This is a genomic window from Acidovorax sp., assembly GCF_021287135.1.
Taxonomy (GTDB): Bacteria; Pseudomonadota; Gammaproteobacteria; order Burkholderiales; family Burkholderiaceae_C; genus Acidovorax.
Genome location: NZ_JAJTBB010000007.1, coordinates 1 through 14,714 on the forward strand (window position 1 = coordinate 1; position 14,714 = coordinate 14,714).

The following is a 14,714-nucleotide window of genomic DNA, read 5'->3' on the forward strand; positions in this document are numbered from 1 at the left end:
GTCCCGCGGCCCGCTGGCGCCCGGGCGGGGCGGCCGTGCCCCCGGCAGCTGCACGGCCATGCCGTCCTGCAGGCGGTCGCCGCCCTCCGTCACCACGCGCTCCCCCTCGGCCAGGCCCTCGGCAATGGCCATCAGCCCCACCGTGGCCTGGCCCCGCTTGACCTTGCGCAGCGACACCGTGCGGTCTTCGTTGATGACATACACGTAGTCGCCATTGGCCCCCGTGCGCACGGCCGTGACCGGCACGACCACGGCCGGGACCTTGCGCAGCAGCAGCTGCACGTTGACGAACTGGTTGGGAAACAGCGCCCCGGCCGCGTTGTCGAACCGCGCCTTGGCCTTCACGGTACCGGTGGTGGTGTCCACCTGGTTGTCCAGCGTGGAAAAGCGGCCCTGGCCCAGCTCCACCTTGCGTGTGCGGTCCCAGGCCGTCACGGCCAGGGCTTCGGACTCGCGCTGGGCGGCCTGGATGTCGCCCACCCGGTCTTGCGGCACGGCAAACTGCACGTCGATCGGCGCCACCTGGGTGATGGTGGCCAGCCCCGCCGTGTCGCCCGAGGTCACGTAGTTGCCCGCATCCACCGCGCGCAAGCCGATGCGCCCGGACGCCGGTGCGGTGATGCGGGTGTAGCCCAGGTTGAGCCGGGCCGTGCCCTCCTGGGCCTTGTCGGTCATGACCGTGCCCTCCAGCTGCTTGACCAGCGCCGCCTGGGTGTCCACATCCTGGCGCGCGATGGAGTCCTGCGACAGCAGGGTGCGGTAGCGCGCTAGCGTGAGGCGCGCGTTCTCCAGCTGCGCCTCGTCGCGCTGGCGGGTGCCCTGGGCCTGCATCAGGGCCTGCTCGAAGGGCCGCGGGTCGATCTGCGCCAGCAGCTGCCCTTTCTGCACCATCTGCCCCTCCGTGAACAGCACCTGCGTGAGCTGGCCCGACACCTGGGGCCGCAGCGTGACCGTGGCGGCCGGCACCACGGTGCCCAGCGCATCCAGCGCCACCGGCAGTTCGGCCTTGCGCGCCACAGCCGCGCCCACGGTCACCATGGGCCGGCCGCCGCCGGGAAAGCCCGGCCCGCCGCCCGGCTCCTGGCCGGAGCGCCGGACGAGATACCACGCCCCCCCGCCCAGCAACCCCACCAAAGCGAGCGCCAGCAGGCTCCCCAGCCAGCGGCGTCGGCGGGAAGGGCGGGCGGGGGGCGCGGGGGGCGGGGAGGAAGGGTGTGGCGCGTTGACTTCTTGCGGGTTCATGGCGGTCCTGGTGCGTGTTCGGGGCGGCGGGCCCGGTCCGCATTGTGGGCCGGGGCAACCCCCTGCCGGATCGTAGAGGGACATTTCGCGCTCTGCCTTGAAGGCTGTGCGAAGAAAAGTAAACCTTGGCACCCCAGGACCTGCGCAGCCCACCCATTGGGGGTGTGGCTCCGCCGCTGTTCGCGGCGGCTTCCGCGCATTTGGCGCAAGCCGTGCTGCATTTCGTCGCAGGCCGGTGGCGTGGCGGCAGCCCGGGCGGCACAGTCCGCTCCATCGCAAGCCCCCGCCCGGAAGACAACGCCATGCAACTCACCCCCGCCATCGCCATCCACCTCACCGCCGCCCTGGCGGCCACCGCCATCGGCCCGCTGGCCCTGTGGGCCCGCAAGGGCCGCCAGCAGCGCCCCCGGCTGCACCGCGCCGCGGGCTACGCCTGGGTCACGCTGATGGCAGCCACGGCCGTGTCGGCGCTGTTCATCAGCGGCAACGTCGGGCCCCGTCTGGGCGGGTTCGGCGTCATCCACCTGCTGGTGCCCGTCACGCTGTTCGGGCTGGTGGGCTCGTTCATCCACCTGGCGCGGGGCAACGTCGGCGCCCACCGCAAGACCATGCAAGGCCTGTACTTCGGCGCGTGCATCACGGCCGGCGTCTTCACCTTGTTGCCGGGGCGCTACCTGGGCCACGCGCTGTGGACCGCGGTCGGCGTGATCTGACACCCCTGCCCTCTTTGTTCCCCCCCTCAGGAGCCCTCCCATGCTGATCCAACTGCTCATCCAACAACCCCAGATGCTGGGTCCCATCATCCAACGCACCCCCGCCTGGGTCTGGGCCTTGCTGGCCGGCCTGCTGTGGCTGGGTGCCAGCCAGCTGCGAGCCCGCCAGGTCGGCCTGGTGCGCGCGCTGGCCACCCCGCTGGCCATGACGGGGCTGTCCGTGTACGGCGTGGCTTCGGCCTTCGGCCCGGCCGGGCAGGCGGCCGTGGCGCTGGGCTCCTGGTTCGTGGCGGCGGCAGCCCTGGCCGCGCTGGCCCTGTGGTTCCAGCCCACGCCGCCCGCCGGCACCGAGTACCTCCCGCAGGCGCGCAGCTTTTGCGTGCCCGGCAGCGCCATGCCCCTGGCGCTGATCCTGGGCATCTTTTTGACCAAGTACTTTGTAGGTGTGGAGCTGGCGCTGCAGCCCACCCTGGCCAGCAGCAGTGAGTTTGCCCTGCAGATCGGCACGCTGTACGGCGTGTTCAACGGCCTGTTTGCCGCCCGGGCGCTGCGCCTGTGGCGCCTGGCCCAAGGCCACGGCGCGCTGCAGGCGACCGCCATCTGGACCCGCCCCTCCATCTGAGCGCCGCCCTTCCCCCCCGTTCCCTCTCTTCACTTCACCAGGAAACCCACCATGCGCTCTTCCCTGCTTTCCCATCCCACGGCCGACGCCACCGAACGCCTGGCCCGCCGGCGCGCCAGCGCCAAGCTCGGCTGGCTCATCCACGCCAGCGTGTATGGGCTGGTCAACACCCTGCTGATCACCCTTTCCCTGTCCAGCGGCCGCGGCTGGGCCGTCTTTCCCTTGCTGGGCTGGGGCCTGGGCCTGGCGGTGCATGGCGCCGTGGTGTTCCTGGCCACCGGCGGCGCCGGCCTCTACGACCGCCTGGTGCAGGCCGAGCGCGAGCGCATGGCCCGGCAGCCAGGCGCCAGCCACTGACCGCCGGGAGCCCTGCCATGCGTTGCGCCCCCCTCTCCCGCTTTCTAACCCGGCTGCTGGCCGCTACCGCCGTCACCTGGGCCGCCGGCGCCCATGCCGGCATGGGCCTGGCCGTGCTGCCCGGGCTGCAGGGCGACGGCCCGGTCACCGTGTTCTACCCGACGCCCGAGGCCGACCAACCCGTGCGCCGTGGCCCTTTCACCGTGCTGATGGCGCCCCAGGCGGAGCCCGTGCAGGGCAATGGCCGGCTGGTGGTGCTGTCGCACGGCTCGGGCGGTGGCCCCTGGGTGCACACCGACTTGGCACGCGCCCTGACGAACGCCGGCTTCGTGGTGGCCCTGCCCGAGCACCGCGGTGACAACGCCCGCGACGCCGCAGAGGCCGGCCCGGTGAGCTGGAAGCGCCGCCCCGAAGAGGTCTCCCGCGCCATCGACGCCGTGGCGGCCGCGCCGCAGTTTGCCCCCTTGCTGTCGCTGGACCGGGTGGGCGTGGTGGGCCAGTCGGCGGGCGGCCACACGGCCCTGAGCCTGGCAGGCGGCGTGTGGTCGCCCCAGCGCTTCCTGGCGCACTGCGAAGCCCACCTGGCCGAGGATTTCAACGCCTGCGTGGGCACCTTCACACTGCTGACGGGCGGCTGGCTCGACGGCCTCAAGAAAGCCGTCGCCCGGGGTGTGCTGCGCCAGCGCTTTGACGACCCCGAGCCCGTGCGCTATCACGACCCGCGCATCGCCGTGGCGGTGGCCGGCGTGCCGGCGGCGGCAGACTTCGACCTGGAGTCCCTGCGCCAACCGCGCTTTCCCCTCGGGCTGGTCACCGCGGGCCGCGACATCTGGCTCACTCCGCGCTGGCACGGCGAGGCCGTGGCCGCCGCATGCACCCCGTGCACGCGCATCGCCCACCTGCCGGAAGCCGGCCACAGCGTAATGCTGTCGCCCGCGCCCCCCGCCGACGTGCTGGGCCGCACCGACCGCCACCTGCTGGCCGACCCCGAGGGCTTTGACCGCGCGGTGCTGCCCGCCCTGGACCAGCGCATCGTCGCCTTCCTGGCGCAACATCTGCAGCCGCTCGCCGCGGCCCGCTGACGGCCCGCGGCAGCCCCTAGGGATCCTCTGCACGAATCATCGCGCCGTGTGCATCTGCGGCCTCGGGCAGTCTGCCGCGCAAGCAAATCCTCGCAATAGCTGCGGCTATTGCTGCGGCTATTGCTGAGTTTTGCGCCTTGCAGCCCCTCCCGATCCGCAGCGCACACTGTCCGCTCGATTCGTGCAGAGCACCCCTAGAATTCCATGCAACCCGGGCCCTGCCCGCTCTGCCCCTCACACCCCCATGCGATCACCCCTGAGCCCCGAAGAACTGGACGCACTGGCCCGCCGGCGCGCCAACGCAAAAATGGGCTGGTACCTGCACGCCCTGGTGTTCGTGCTGGTCAACGCGCTGATCTTTGCCCTGTCGCGCTACGCGTTCGGCACGCGCCCGTGGTCGGTGTACCCGCTGCTGGGCTGGGGGCTGGGGCTGGTGCTGCACGGGGTGTCGGTGTTCCTGCTGGGCAACGGCAGCGGCCTGCGCGAGCGCATGGTGCAGCGCGAACGCGAGGCCCTGCAGCGCGAGCAGGCGCGCACACAAGACCGACAAGACCGGCAACCGCGGCCATGACGCCCCGGCGCCATTTCAACGGCATCAGCAAGCTGCGGCACTACCTGCAGGTGGTGGCCTTTACGCTGGCGGTGGCCACGCTGCAGTACGCCTTCATGCCCGACAAGCCCTACGGGCCGCCGGTGGTGTATTCGGTGCTGATCGGCACCTTCACCTGGGCCATCATCGACCTGGGACGCGAGCTGATCCCATCGGCCGCAGAAACCGGCTGGCCGCAAGGCTGGCAGGGCATTGCGCTGGTGGTGGTGGGCATCGCCGTGGGCTACCTGGCCGGCACCGCGCTGGCCGATGCGCTGTGCGTGCACTATTTCCACTTCTATCCGCCGGGCACCTCCACCACGGGGGCGGACCAGCGCACCTCCATCCTCATCACGGCCATTGCCGGGCTGGTGGGCTCCTACTACTTCTACGCGATCCACAAGTCGGCCTATCTGGAGGGCAAGATGGCCGAGGCGCGGGTGCATGCCACCGAGGCGCGCCTGAAGCTGCTGGAGACGCAGCTCGAACCCCACATGCTGTTCAACACGCTGGCCAACCTGCGCGTGCTGATCGGCACCGACCCCGCGCGTGCCCAGCACATGCTGGATCGCATGATCGGCTACCTGCGCGCCACGCTGGCGGCCTCGCGCAGCACGCGCCACCCCCTGTCGGCCGAGTTTGCGCGGCTGCAGGACTACCTGGAGCTGATGGCCGTGCGCATGGGCCCGCGCCTGGCCTACACGCTGGAGCTGCCCGAGGCCTTGCAGGACGTGCCCGTGCCGCCGCTGCTGCTGCAGCCGCTGGTGGAAAACGCCATCCGCCACGGCCTGGAGCCCCAGGTGCAGGGCGGCCACATCACCGTGCGCGCCAGCACGCGCGCCGGGGCCGAAGGGCCGCTGCTGGTCATCGAAGTGAACGACACCGGCGCGGGCCTTCCCGCCACGCTGCCCGCCGCCGGCCCCGGCCAGAGCTTTGGCCTGGCCCAGGTGCGCGAGCGCCTGGCCACCTTGCACGGCAGCCAGGGCACTCTTGAATTGATAGCTGCCAGCGCAGGCGGGACAAGCGCCAGAGTCACTTTTCCCTTAGATTCTTCCCAGCCATGACACCGACGCCGCCCCGCGCCCTGATCGCCGAAGACGAGCCCCTGCTGGCCGCCGCCCTGCAGCACGAACTGGCCCAGGCCTGGCCCGCGCTGCAGATCGTCGCCACGGTGGGCGACGGCCTCTCGGCCACCCAGCAGGCGCTGGCGCTGCAGCCCGACGTGCTGTTCTTCGACATCCGCATGCCCGGGCAGACGGGGCTGGACGCCGCGGCCGAGCTGGCCGACGCCTGGCCTGCCGGCAAGCCCTTTCCGGCCCTGGTGTTCGTCACGGCCTACGACCAGTACGCCGTGCAGGCCTTCGAAGCCCAGGCGGTGGACTACCTGCTCAAGCCCGTGCAGGCCGCTCGGCTGCAAAAAACCGTGCAAAAACTGCAGCTAGGGCTTACCAGTCAAGCGCCAGCAGCTATCAATCTGGAAGCAAAACTGGAAGCCACGATGGCGCAGCTGCGCCACCTGCTGGCGGCGCCGGGCGTGGCGTCCGCACCGCCGCCCGCAGCGCCCGCCTCTGGCGCGGCCCCGCTCACCATGATCCAGGCCAGCAGCGGCAGCCAGATCCACATGGTGCCCGTGGCCGACGTGCTGTACTTCGAGGCGGCCGACAAGTACGTGCGCGTGCTCACCGCCATGCGCGAATTCCTCATCCGCACGCCCCTCAAGGACCTGATCGCGCAGCTCGACCCGCAGGTGTTCTGGCAGATCCACCGCAGCACCCTGGTGCGCGCAGGCAGCATCACCACCGTGACGCGTGACGAAGCCGGCAAGCTGCACCTGGAGCTGGCCGGGCGGCCCGAAAAGCTGCCCGTGAGCCGCCTGTACGCCCATCTGTTCAAGGCGATGTAGGGCGGCAGGCGCCCCCGGGGCGTCAGCGGTTGGTGGCCAGGAGCAGGCCGCCGGCCCCCATGAAGAAGCCGCCCGTGGCCTTGTTCAGGCGCACCACCCCGCGCGAGGTGCGGATGAAGCGGCGGATCTGCCGCCCGCCCGCGGCGTACACCGCCGTGGAGACGAACTCCGCCATCAGGTACACCGCGCCCAGCACGAGGAACTGGTGCGCAGCAGGCCGGCCGGGGTCGATGAACTGCGGGAAGATGGCCGCGAAGAGAATGATGGCCTTGGGGTTGGTGATGCCCAGCAGGAATTCCTGGGTGATGAGGCGCTTCAGCGGCACGGGCGCCGGGGAGGCCTGCAAGTCGCCACCCTCCACCACCTCCAGGCCGCTGAACTCACGGCTGCGCCAGGCGCGCCAGCCCAGCCAGAACAGATAGCACGCCCCGGCCCACTTGACCGCGGTGAACGCCGCTTCGGAGGCCAGCAGCATGGCCCCCAGGCCCACAGCCGAAATCGACAGGAAGATGGCAAACGCCGCCACACGGCCCAGCGTGGCCACCAGCGCCGCGCCAATGCCAGCGCGGATGCCGTTGTTCAGGCCGCAGAAGTTGTTGGGGCCGGGGGTGAGCGCGATGGCCACGGCCACGGGGGCAAAAAGCAGGGCGTCCATGGGGTTCCTTCAGGGGCACGGCGGGAGAAGCGCCAGTGTAGCGGCGCAGGCCCGCCGCCACGCCCGCGGTTCAGCGCAGCAGCGTGATGGCGTGATCCCAGGCCACACCGGGTAACGCTTCGTAGTGGGCCACCACCACCAGGCGCTCGAGATGGCCCGCGGCAGCGGCCAGCGCCGACTGCAGGTGGTGGATCGAAGGCTTGTCCAGCCCCGCCACGGGCTCGTCGAAGAGCGTGAGCGGCGCGCCGCTGGCCAGCCCGCCGGCCATGAGCACCTTGCGGCGGCTGCCGGTGGAGAGCGCATAGAACGGCTTGTCCAGGTGCGGCTGCAGCGCAAAGCCTTCCACGTGCGAGGCGAGTGCCGCAGCATCCCAGGCCGGGTACCGGGCCGGCAGGCCGTCCAGCCACTGCCGCGCGGTCAGCGCGTCCAGCGCCGCGCTGCGCAGGTCGTGCCAGAAGACCCGGGCCCGGTAGGCCTGCAGCGCGCCCCGCTGGCGCACGCCCTGCAGGGTGACCTCGCCCGCCTGGGGCGGCAGCTCGCCCGCCAGCAGGCGCATCAATGTGGTCTTGCCGGTGCTCTCGTCCCCTTGCACCAGCGCCACCCCGCCCGGCCACGCCAGCGAAAGCCCGCCGAGCACCGCGCACTCCGGGTAGGCAAAACACAAGCCATCCACCTGCAACACCACGTTCTCGGCCACCGTGCATCCTCGCGCGTCAAATCAATAGGGAAGGGAAACGCAGGGATTCTAGGGATGCTCTTCACGCGCCGGGCGGCACGGGGGCACGACGCCGCCGCAGCCAGCCTCCGGCCTGGTTCACCACCAGGCCCCCCAGCACCGCCGCCGCCCCCGCCCACTGGAGCGGCGCGGGCGCCTCGCCCAAAAAAGCCCAGGCGGCCCACAGGCCCACCACCGGCACCAGCAGCGAAAACGGCGTGACCCGGGCGGCCGCATGCCGCTGCAGCAGCTGCGTCCACAGCGTGTAGGCCAGCAAGGTGGCCAGCAGGGCCAGGTACAGCACGGCCAGCAGCGAGGCGCCGTTCAGCCCCCGCAGCTGGGCGGCGACGGCGGGTGCGCCCTCGGTAGCCAGCGCCAGCGCGAAGAACGGGACGATGGGCACCAGGCTGCTCCACACGATGAAGGGAAACGGCGCATACGCCCCGGCCTGCGCGGCGCGCCGCGCCACCAGGTTGGACACGGCCCACATGAACGCCGCGCCGAGCGTGAGCACAAAGCCCGCCAGCGTCATCTGGCCCGGGCCCTCGCCGTGAGCCAGGCCAATAGTCATGAGCCCGCCCAGCGCCAGCGTGAGGCCCCACCACTGCCAGGGCTGGGCGCGCTCGCCCAGCAGCGGCGCGGCCAGCAGCAGCGTGAAGAAGGCCTGCGTCTGCATCACCACCGAGGCCATGCCCGCCGTCATGCCCCACTGCAGCCCCAGGAACAGAAACCCGAACTGGCCCAGCCCCTGGGCCAGGCCGTAGCCCACCACGTAGCGCCAGGGCAGCGCGGGCCGCGGCACCCACAGCACAAACGGCAGCGACGCCGCCATGAACCGCAGGGCGCCCAGCAGCATGGGGCTGAGGCCCTGCAAGCCCCACTTCATCACCACAAAGTTCAGCCCCCAGATGACCACCACGGCCAGCGCGCGCAGCAGATCGCCGCGGCTCAATGCGGGGGCCGTCATGCGGAAGCCGACGCAGGACCGGGCACCGCCACTGGCCGCCCCTGGCGCGCGCGCGCCGCCACAAAGGCGTCAAAGGCCTCGGCACTGGTCTTGCCCGGCCGGTAGCCCAGTCCGTCCTTGAGCGCGGTGTTCAACAGCACCGGCCGGTAGCGCAGAAAGTCCAGCTGCTCGGGGCCGTAGCGGCTCAGCCCCAGGGCCGAGCCCACGGCCAGGGCCGCCCGCAGCAGGCCCGCGGGCAGCTCCAGCACGGGCTTGCCCAGGCGCCGGGCGATCTCGCGCAAGGGCAGCGCGCCGTCGCCGGCCAGGTTGTAGCAGCCGGGCCGGCGGGTGCGCAGGGCCTGCAGGATGGCGCCGGTCACGTCCTCGTCCCAGATGAATACGAACGGGCTGGCGCTGCCGCGGATGGCCAGCAGGCGCGGCTTTTCAAACAGCGCGGTGATCTGGTTGTCCACCCGCTCGCCCAGAATGGTGCCGATGCGCAGCACGGTCTGCGCCAGCGCGGGGTGCTGCGCGCGGTACTGCGCCAGCATCTCCTCCACCAGCCGCTTGTGGTGGGCGTAGGCAAAGGCCTCGTTGCCACGCAGCGCATCCGTCTCGCGCAGCCAGGCCGGGTTGTCGGCGTGGTAGCCATAGGCCGCGCCGCTGGAGCTGACCACCAGCTGCTGCACGCCCGCGGCCACGCAGGCATCCAGCACGTTGCGGCTGCCCAGCACGTCCACCGAATACTCGAAATCCCGGCTGGAGCCCTTGCCGGGCGTGACGATGGAGGCCAGGTGCACCACGCTGTCGATGGCCTGCGCAGCCAGTGTTTGCGCGAGGGCTGGGTCGCGCACGTCCTGCACCAGGTAGGCCACGCCCGGCAGCCGGCGCTCGGGCGGCACCTCGCGCACATCGGCCGCGACAACGGCGGCTGCCCCTTCGGATGCCAGCGCGGCCACCAGGCCCCGGCCCAGGAAGCCGTCTGCGCCCGTGATGAAGATGCGGCGCCCGCCCAGCGGCGCTGCGCCGCTCATGCGCGCTGCTCCCGCCCGGCGGTGGGCGTGGGCGCCGGCCGGCGCCCCCACCAGCTGGCGAGCGTCAGGCCGGCGATGATGTCCCAGAAGCCCCACACGCCCGCCACCACGGCCATGCCGCCCAGCCCGCCGAAAAAGCTGAAGATCAGTACCAGGCCCAGGCCCGCGTTGCGGATGCCCACCTCGATGCTCACGGCGCGGCGGTCGTAGTCCGGCAGGCCGCAGGCCCGCGCGCACGCATAGCCTGTGCTGAAGGCCAGCGCATCGTGCAGCGCCACGGCCAGCAGCACCAGGCCCACGTAGTCCAGGAAGTAGCGCCAGTTGCCCGCCACGGCGCCCACGATGAAGCCGATCAGGCACACGAAGCTGAGGATGCGCACCGGCTTTTGCACGCGCTGCGTGAGACGCGGCATCTTTTCGGCGCACAGGATGCCCAGCACGAAGGGCAGCCCGATGATGACCACGATGTGGCCCGCCATCTCCAGCGGGTCCAGCGCAATGCTGCGCAAGAGCGGCGCGGCGGTGGGATGCAGCCCGCCCCAGAACGCGAAGTTGACCGGCATGAGCACGATGGCCAGCGCATTGGAGATGGCCGTCATCGACACCGACAGCGCCACATTGCCCCCGGCCCGGTGCGTGAGGATGTTGCTCACGTTGCCCGGCGGGCAGCAGGCCACCAGGATCATGCCCAGCGCAATGCTGGGGCCGGGCTGCAGCAGCAGCGTGAGCGCAAACGTGACGGCCGGCAGCACGATGAACTGCGCCGCAATGCCCACGGCCATGGCGCCGGGCATGCGCAGCACGCGCCGGAAGTCGGCCACGCGCGTATCGAGCGCAATGCCGAACATCAGAAAGCCCAGCACCACGTTCAGCGCCACCAGCGAGGCGGGGTTGAAGTTCAGGCGTATTTCGTCGACGGGCAACATAGATAACCTTTGAGTTCAGTTCTTCACTGCGTATTGCGAAACACGCAACGCGTGAAACTTTCGCAGCAACAGCGCGGGGCGCCGGGCAAGGGCCGCCCCGCCGCGAGGGCGTCGTCCCCTTCCCCGCAGTGCGCAGCGCTGCGAGAGCGGGGGGAAGGCGCGCGGCGCCTCAGAGGGGCTTTCATTCCAAGGCAGCGGCGGCTGCCCGCACCGCGTTGCGGTAGGTGTCTTTGTGCACGTAGTACGCCATGCGCTCGAGCTGGAGGTACTTGAACCCGCCCGAGAGGTCTGGCGGCGGCCCGGCCTTGGCGCGGCGCAGCGCCTCGGCGCGCGGCGAGCCCTCTGCCTGGGCCTTGAAGAAGCGGGCAATGAGCTCGGCCTGCTCGTAGCGGCCCTGCCAGCCGATGCCGCTGGCCTCGATCATGCCCATCACGGCCAGGTTGTCGAAACGGGGCGAAAAGATGTTCAGGTACAGCTGCGGCGCCATGCCCTGCCAGTTGAGCAGCGCCCGGTCGATGAACGGGTAGTGCAGCTGGTAGCCCGTGGCGCACAGCACCAAGTCGTAGTCCTGCGCGCTGCCGTCCTTGAAGTGCACGGTGTGGCCCTGCAGGCGCGCAATGTCGGGCTTCACGTGGATGTCGCCATGGCCCAGGTGGTGCAGCACCAGCGAGTTCACCACGGGGTGCGACTCGTACATCTTGTAATCGGGCCGCGGCAGGCCAAAGCGCGCAGGGTCGCCAGTGAACCACTGCAGCACCACGCTGTCGACCTTCTGCTTGAGCCACGGCGGCAGCTTGAACCGGCCGCCCAGGGTGTCGGCCGGCTTGCCAAACACGTACTTGGGCACAAAGTAGTAGCCGCGCCGCACCGAGAGGTCCACGCTGCGCGCATGGTGCACCGCGTCCACCGCAATGTCGCAGCCCGAGTTGCCGGCGCCCACCACCAGCACCCGCTTGCCCTTGAACAGTTCCGCGCTCTTGTAGGCACTGGTGTGCAGCAGTTCGCCGTCGAAATGGCCTTCAAACCGCGGCAGGTTGGGCTCGGCCAGCGTGCCGTTGGCAATCACCACGCCGGCGAAGTCGGCCACCTGCTCGGGCCCGCCGCGCTCGGTCCAGGTGATGCGCCACAGCGGCGCGGCGCCCTCGCCCACGGGCTCGACCTTGAGCACCCGGGCGCCGAAGCGGTAGTGCTGGCGCAGGCCGAAGTGGTCGGCAAAGTCGAAGAAGTACTGCCGCATGTCGCGGTGGCTGGGATAGTCGGCCACCTCGGGGCGCATGGGGAATTCGGTGAACTCGGTGGTGTGCTTGCTGGAGATCAGGTGCGCCGACTCGTACACCGTGCTGCGCGGGTTGTCGATGTTCCACAGCCCGCCGACGTCGGTGTAGGCCTCGAAGCCCTGGAAGGCCAGCCCGGCCTTTTGCAGGTTGCGCGCGGCGGCCAGGCCGCTGGGGCCCGCGCCGATGAGGGCGACGGGGCGGCGGGCGTCTGGCGGGGTGGGGGTTGTCTCCGTTGTCATAGGTTATTGCTTTGTCGGTCGTGGGTCGGTGTATCGGGCGGGCGTGGCAGGCCCGGGATGGCGGTGGCGCCGGCCTCGCCCACGCGCGGCTTGCGGGGCTGGGCCAGCAGCAGGCGGTCGTGCAATGCGCCGGGCAGCCCGTTGAGCAGCCGCGCCAGCCAGCCGATGCGCGCCGGCAGCACGATGTGCGTACGCCCGCGCGCCACGCCTGCCAGCAGGGCCTGGGCGGCGGCCTCGGGCTCCATCAGGCCGGGCATGGCAAAGCGGTTGCCTGCGGTGAGCGCGGTGCGCAGGTAGCCGGGGCTCACGGTGCTCACCAGCACCCCGGCCGGGCGCAGTTCGGCGCGCAGGCTCTCCAGGTAGCGGATCAGCCCGCCCTTGCTGGCGCAGTAGGCGCCGTTGCCCGGCATGCCGCGCCAGCCGGCAATGCTGGCCACGCCCACCAGCGCGCCATGCTGCTGCGCACGCAGGGCTTTCACAAAGGGCTGGAACGTGGTGGCCGCGCCCAGCAGGTTGATCTCCAGCATGCGGCGCATCACGGCCAGGTCGCTGGCCTCGGCGGTGTCAAACCCGCCCGCCACGCCCGCATTGGCGATGACCAGGTCGGGGGTGCCGCAGCGCGCCATCCAGTCGGCCGCCAGGGCCTGCAGGGCGGCGCTGTCGGCCACGTCGGGGGTGTACACCGCGCACCGGCCCGGGGCCAGGGCGGCCAGCGCCTCCAGCGTGGGGCGGTGCAGCCCCACCAGGGCCACGGCGGCGCCCTGCTGGATGAGCGCCCGGGCCAGCGCCTGGCCCAGGCCGCCACAGGCGCCCGTGAGCACGGCATTGCGAAAAACGGTGGCGGTCATGAAGGGTGCGGGCAGCGGCCGGAAAAAGGTGTTTGCAGCTTAGCCACGACCTTCAATAATCTCGAAATGATTTATGAATTCGTCTCGAATTCCGGAATAAGCCATGGACACACCGCCCACCCCGCCCAGCCTGCGCCTGTTTGACCTGCTGGAAGTGCTGTGCAACGCGGGCCGCCCCCTGAGCCTGGCGGACGCTGTGGAGGCCACGGGCTGGCCCAAGCCCAGCGTGCACCGCATGCTGGCCCAGCTGGAAGCCGGTGGCCTGCTGGCACGCGAGCCGGGCGGGCGCCGCTACACGCCCGCCCCCCGCCTTCTGCGGCTGTCCGAAAGCGCTCTGGGCGCGGGCACGCAGCAGAGCGTGCGCCATGCGGTGCTGCGCCAATTGGTGGCCGACATTGGCGAGAGCTGCAACCTCACCGCGCTCAGCGGGGCCGAGGTGATTTACCTGGACCGGGTGGAATCGGCCTTTCCGCTGCGGCTGGAACTGCGCCCCGGCACCCGCGTGCCCATCCACTGCTCGGCGAGCGGCAAGCTGTTTCTGGCCCACCTGCCGCCCGCGCAGCGCGCCGCTCTGCTGGGCAGCCTGCCGCTGACGCGCCACACCGCCACCACGTTGACCGACCGCGCAGCCCTGGAGGCCGAGCTGGAGCAGATCCGGCGGCAGGGCTTTGCCACCGACGCAGAAGAATTCGTGGAAGGCCTGGTCTGCGTGGCCGTGCCCGTGCCGACGGGCGGGCCGCGGCAGGTGCGGTGCGCCGTGGCGCTGCAGGCGCCTGCAGCCCGCATGCCGCTGGGCCAGGCGCTGCAGCAGGTGCAGCGCCTGGGCGACGCGGCCCAGGCGCTGGGGCGGACCTGGGGGTAGGCACCGGTAGCGGACTTCGGGGGGCGGGGCCTTGAGGAACCGTCTACCATCGCCACCCCACGGTTGACTGCCCTGCCCCATGACCCTGAACTACCTGGATTTCGACTACAGCGAGGATGCCGATGGCACCGGCACCTTCGATGCCATGGCCAGCGCGGCCCCTGCGCAGCTGGCGGCGCTGCACGCCGAGATCGCGTCCGTGCTGGCCTGGGCGCACCAGCACTGGCCCGGCGCCTGCGGCCCGCTGGACGAAGGCCACCTGTGGCACTACGACCTGCAGGGCACGCAGGAGGTGAGCACGCCGCTGGCGCTGGAGTTCGACGCCGCCGCGGGCCAACTGCACACGTCCCCGGGCACGCCGGCCCCGCCCCGCACCACCCTTGCCGTGACGCTCACCGGCGGGGCGGATTTTTGCGCCGCCCTGCGCGACGCCTTCGGCCTCGAATAGCCCGCCGCGGCACCGACCGCCGCGCTGGCGTTGCCACGGGCGGTCCGCCTACATCGCCCGCACCGGGGGCCGCCTATCCTCGCCAAGGTGCCGCTAGGAGTCTGCGCGGCAGAAGGCATCGAAGCGAAACGCGCGAAAAGCGAGGATCGCGTGGTGCTACCGACAAGCCCAGGGTGGCCCCCTGGGCGCAGGAGGTAGTACCGCGCGAGACCGGTTTATCGCGCGTTGCAGCCGATGCTCCTTCTGCCGCGCAGAC

The 14,714-nt window shown here is 71.2% G+C and carries 17 protein-coding genes; 9 read left to right on the forward strand and 8 right to left on the reverse strand.

The genetic code is table 11. The features are described 5' to 3' along the window. Window positions 1–1,242, reverse strand: a 1,242-nt coding sequence (locus LWW96_RS01480; RefSeq protein ID WP_291483895.1) for an efflux RND transporter periplasmic adaptor subunit, incomplete at its 3' end; no start/stop codon positions are given. A gap of 302 nt (window positions 1,243–1,544) precedes the next feature. On the opposite strand from LWW96_RS01480, the gene LWW96_RS01485 reads away from it, so the two are divergent. The 7 genes from LWW96_RS01485 (at window position 1,545) to LWW96_RS01515 (ending at window position 6,508) form a co-directional block, all read left to right on the forward strand. Further along, complete coding sequence (locus tag LWW96_RS01485) at window positions 1,545–1,955, forward strand: DUF2306 domain-containing protein (RefSeq protein WP_291483896.1); 411 nt, start codon at window positions 1,545–1,547, stop codon at window positions 1,953–1,955. A 40-nt stretch (window positions 1,956–1,995) separates the two neighbouring features. Further along, window positions 1,996–2,577 (forward strand): DUF6622 family protein, encoded by a 582-nt coding sequence (locus LWW96_RS01490; RefSeq protein ID WP_291483897.1) that lies wholly within the window; start codon window positions 1,996–1,998, stop codon window positions 2,575–2,577. Window positions 2,578–2,628: 51 nt separating this feature from the next. Next, a complete protein-coding gene (locus tag LWW96_RS01495; RefSeq protein ID WP_291483898.1) occupies window positions 2,629–2,934 on the forward strand; it encodes a 2TM domain-containing protein in 306 nt (101 codons plus the stop codon). A 17-nt stretch (window positions 2,935–2,951) separates the two neighbouring features. Further along, on the forward strand, window positions 2,952–4,016 hold the full coding sequence (locus LWW96_RS01500; RefSeq protein ID WP_291483899.1) for a dienelactone hydrolase: 1,065 nt from the start codon (window positions 2,952–2,954) through the stop codon (window positions 4,014–4,016). 244 nt (window positions 4,017–4,260) lie between these two features. Beyond that, on the forward strand, window positions 4,261–4,587 hold the full coding sequence (locus LWW96_RS01505; protein WP_291483900.1) for a 2TM domain-containing protein: 327 nt from the start codon (window positions 4,261–4,263) through the stop codon (window positions 4,585–4,587). Beyond that, window positions 4,584–5,669 (forward strand): histidine kinase, encoded by a 1,086-nt coding sequence (locus tag LWW96_RS01510; protein ID WP_291483901.1) that lies wholly within the window; start codon window positions 4,584–4,586, stop codon window positions 5,667–5,669. Before LWW96_RS01505 ends, LWW96_RS01510 begins: the two co-directional genes overlap by 4 nt. Continuing rightward, window positions 5,666–6,508 carry a LytTR family DNA-binding domain-containing protein gene (locus tag LWW96_RS01515; RefSeq protein ID WP_291483902.1) on the forward strand — a complete coding sequence of 281 codons (843 nt, stop codon included), beginning with the start codon at window positions 5,666–5,668 and terminating at the stop codon, window positions 6,506–6,508. Before LWW96_RS01510 ends, LWW96_RS01515 begins: the two co-directional genes overlap by 4 nt. Before the next feature lie 22 nt (window positions 6,509–6,530). Here the strand turns inward: LWW96_RS01515 and LWW96_RS01520 are convergent, their stop codons facing one another. The 7 genes from LWW96_RS01520 to LWW96_RS01550 form a co-directional block, all read right to left on the reverse strand. Then, window positions 6,531–7,163, reverse strand: coding sequence for a LysE family translocator (locus LWW96_RS01520; protein ID WP_291483903.1), 633 nt, complete (start codon window positions 7,161–7,163; stop codon window positions 6,531–6,533). Between the two features lie 70 nt (window positions 7,164–7,233). Then, entirely contained in the window at window positions 7,234–7,860 is a 627-nt protein-coding gene (locus LWW96_RS01525) for an ATP-binding cassette domain-containing protein (protein ID WP_291483904.1), read from the reverse strand. Window positions 7,861–7,921: 61 nt separating this feature from the next. Then, window positions 7,922–8,845 carry an EamA family transporter gene (locus LWW96_RS01530; RefSeq protein ID WP_291483905.1) on the reverse strand — a complete coding sequence of 308 codons (924 nt, stop codon included), beginning with the start codon at window positions 8,843–8,845 and terminating at the stop codon, window positions 7,922–7,924. After that, window positions 8,842–9,858, reverse strand: a complete 1,017-nt coding sequence (locus tag LWW96_RS01535) for an NAD-dependent epimerase/dehydratase family protein (RefSeq protein ID WP_291483906.1) — start codon at window positions 9,856–9,858, stop codon at window positions 8,842–8,844. Before LWW96_RS01535 ends, LWW96_RS01530 begins: the two co-directional genes overlap by 4 nt. Next, complete coding sequence (locus LWW96_RS01540) at window positions 9,855–10,784, reverse strand: bile acid:sodium symporter family protein (RefSeq protein ID WP_291483907.1); 930 nt, start codon at window positions 10,782–10,784, stop codon at window positions 9,855–9,857. Before LWW96_RS01540 ends, LWW96_RS01535 begins: the two co-directional genes overlap by 4 nt. Before the next feature lie 181 nt (window positions 10,785–10,965). Further along, window positions 10,966–12,300, reverse strand: coding sequence for an NAD(P)-binding domain-containing protein (locus LWW96_RS01545; RefSeq protein ID WP_291483908.1), 1,335 nt, complete (start codon window positions 12,298–12,300; stop codon window positions 10,966–10,968). Next, complete coding sequence (locus tag LWW96_RS01550) at window positions 12,297–13,148, reverse strand: SDR family oxidoreductase (protein WP_291483909.1); 852 nt, start codon at window positions 13,146–13,148, stop codon at window positions 12,297–12,299. The genes LWW96_RS01545 and LWW96_RS01550 overlap by 4 nt, the downstream gene beginning before the upstream one ends. Before the next feature lie 103 nt (window positions 13,149–13,251). Here LWW96_RS01550 and LWW96_RS01555 point away from each other — a divergent pair, with 103 nt between their 5' ends. Beyond that, window positions 13,252–14,010 (forward strand): IclR family transcriptional regulator, encoded by a 759-nt coding sequence (locus tag LWW96_RS01555; protein WP_291483910.1) that lies wholly within the window; start codon window positions 13,252–13,254, stop codon window positions 14,008–14,010. Between the two features lie 79 nt (window positions 14,011–14,089). Further along, on the forward strand, window positions 14,090–14,458 hold the full coding sequence (locus LWW96_RS01560; RefSeq protein ID WP_291483911.1) for a hypothetical protein: 369 nt from the start codon (window positions 14,090–14,092) through the stop codon (window positions 14,456–14,458). Window positions 14,459–14,714 lie beyond the last annotated feature (256 nt).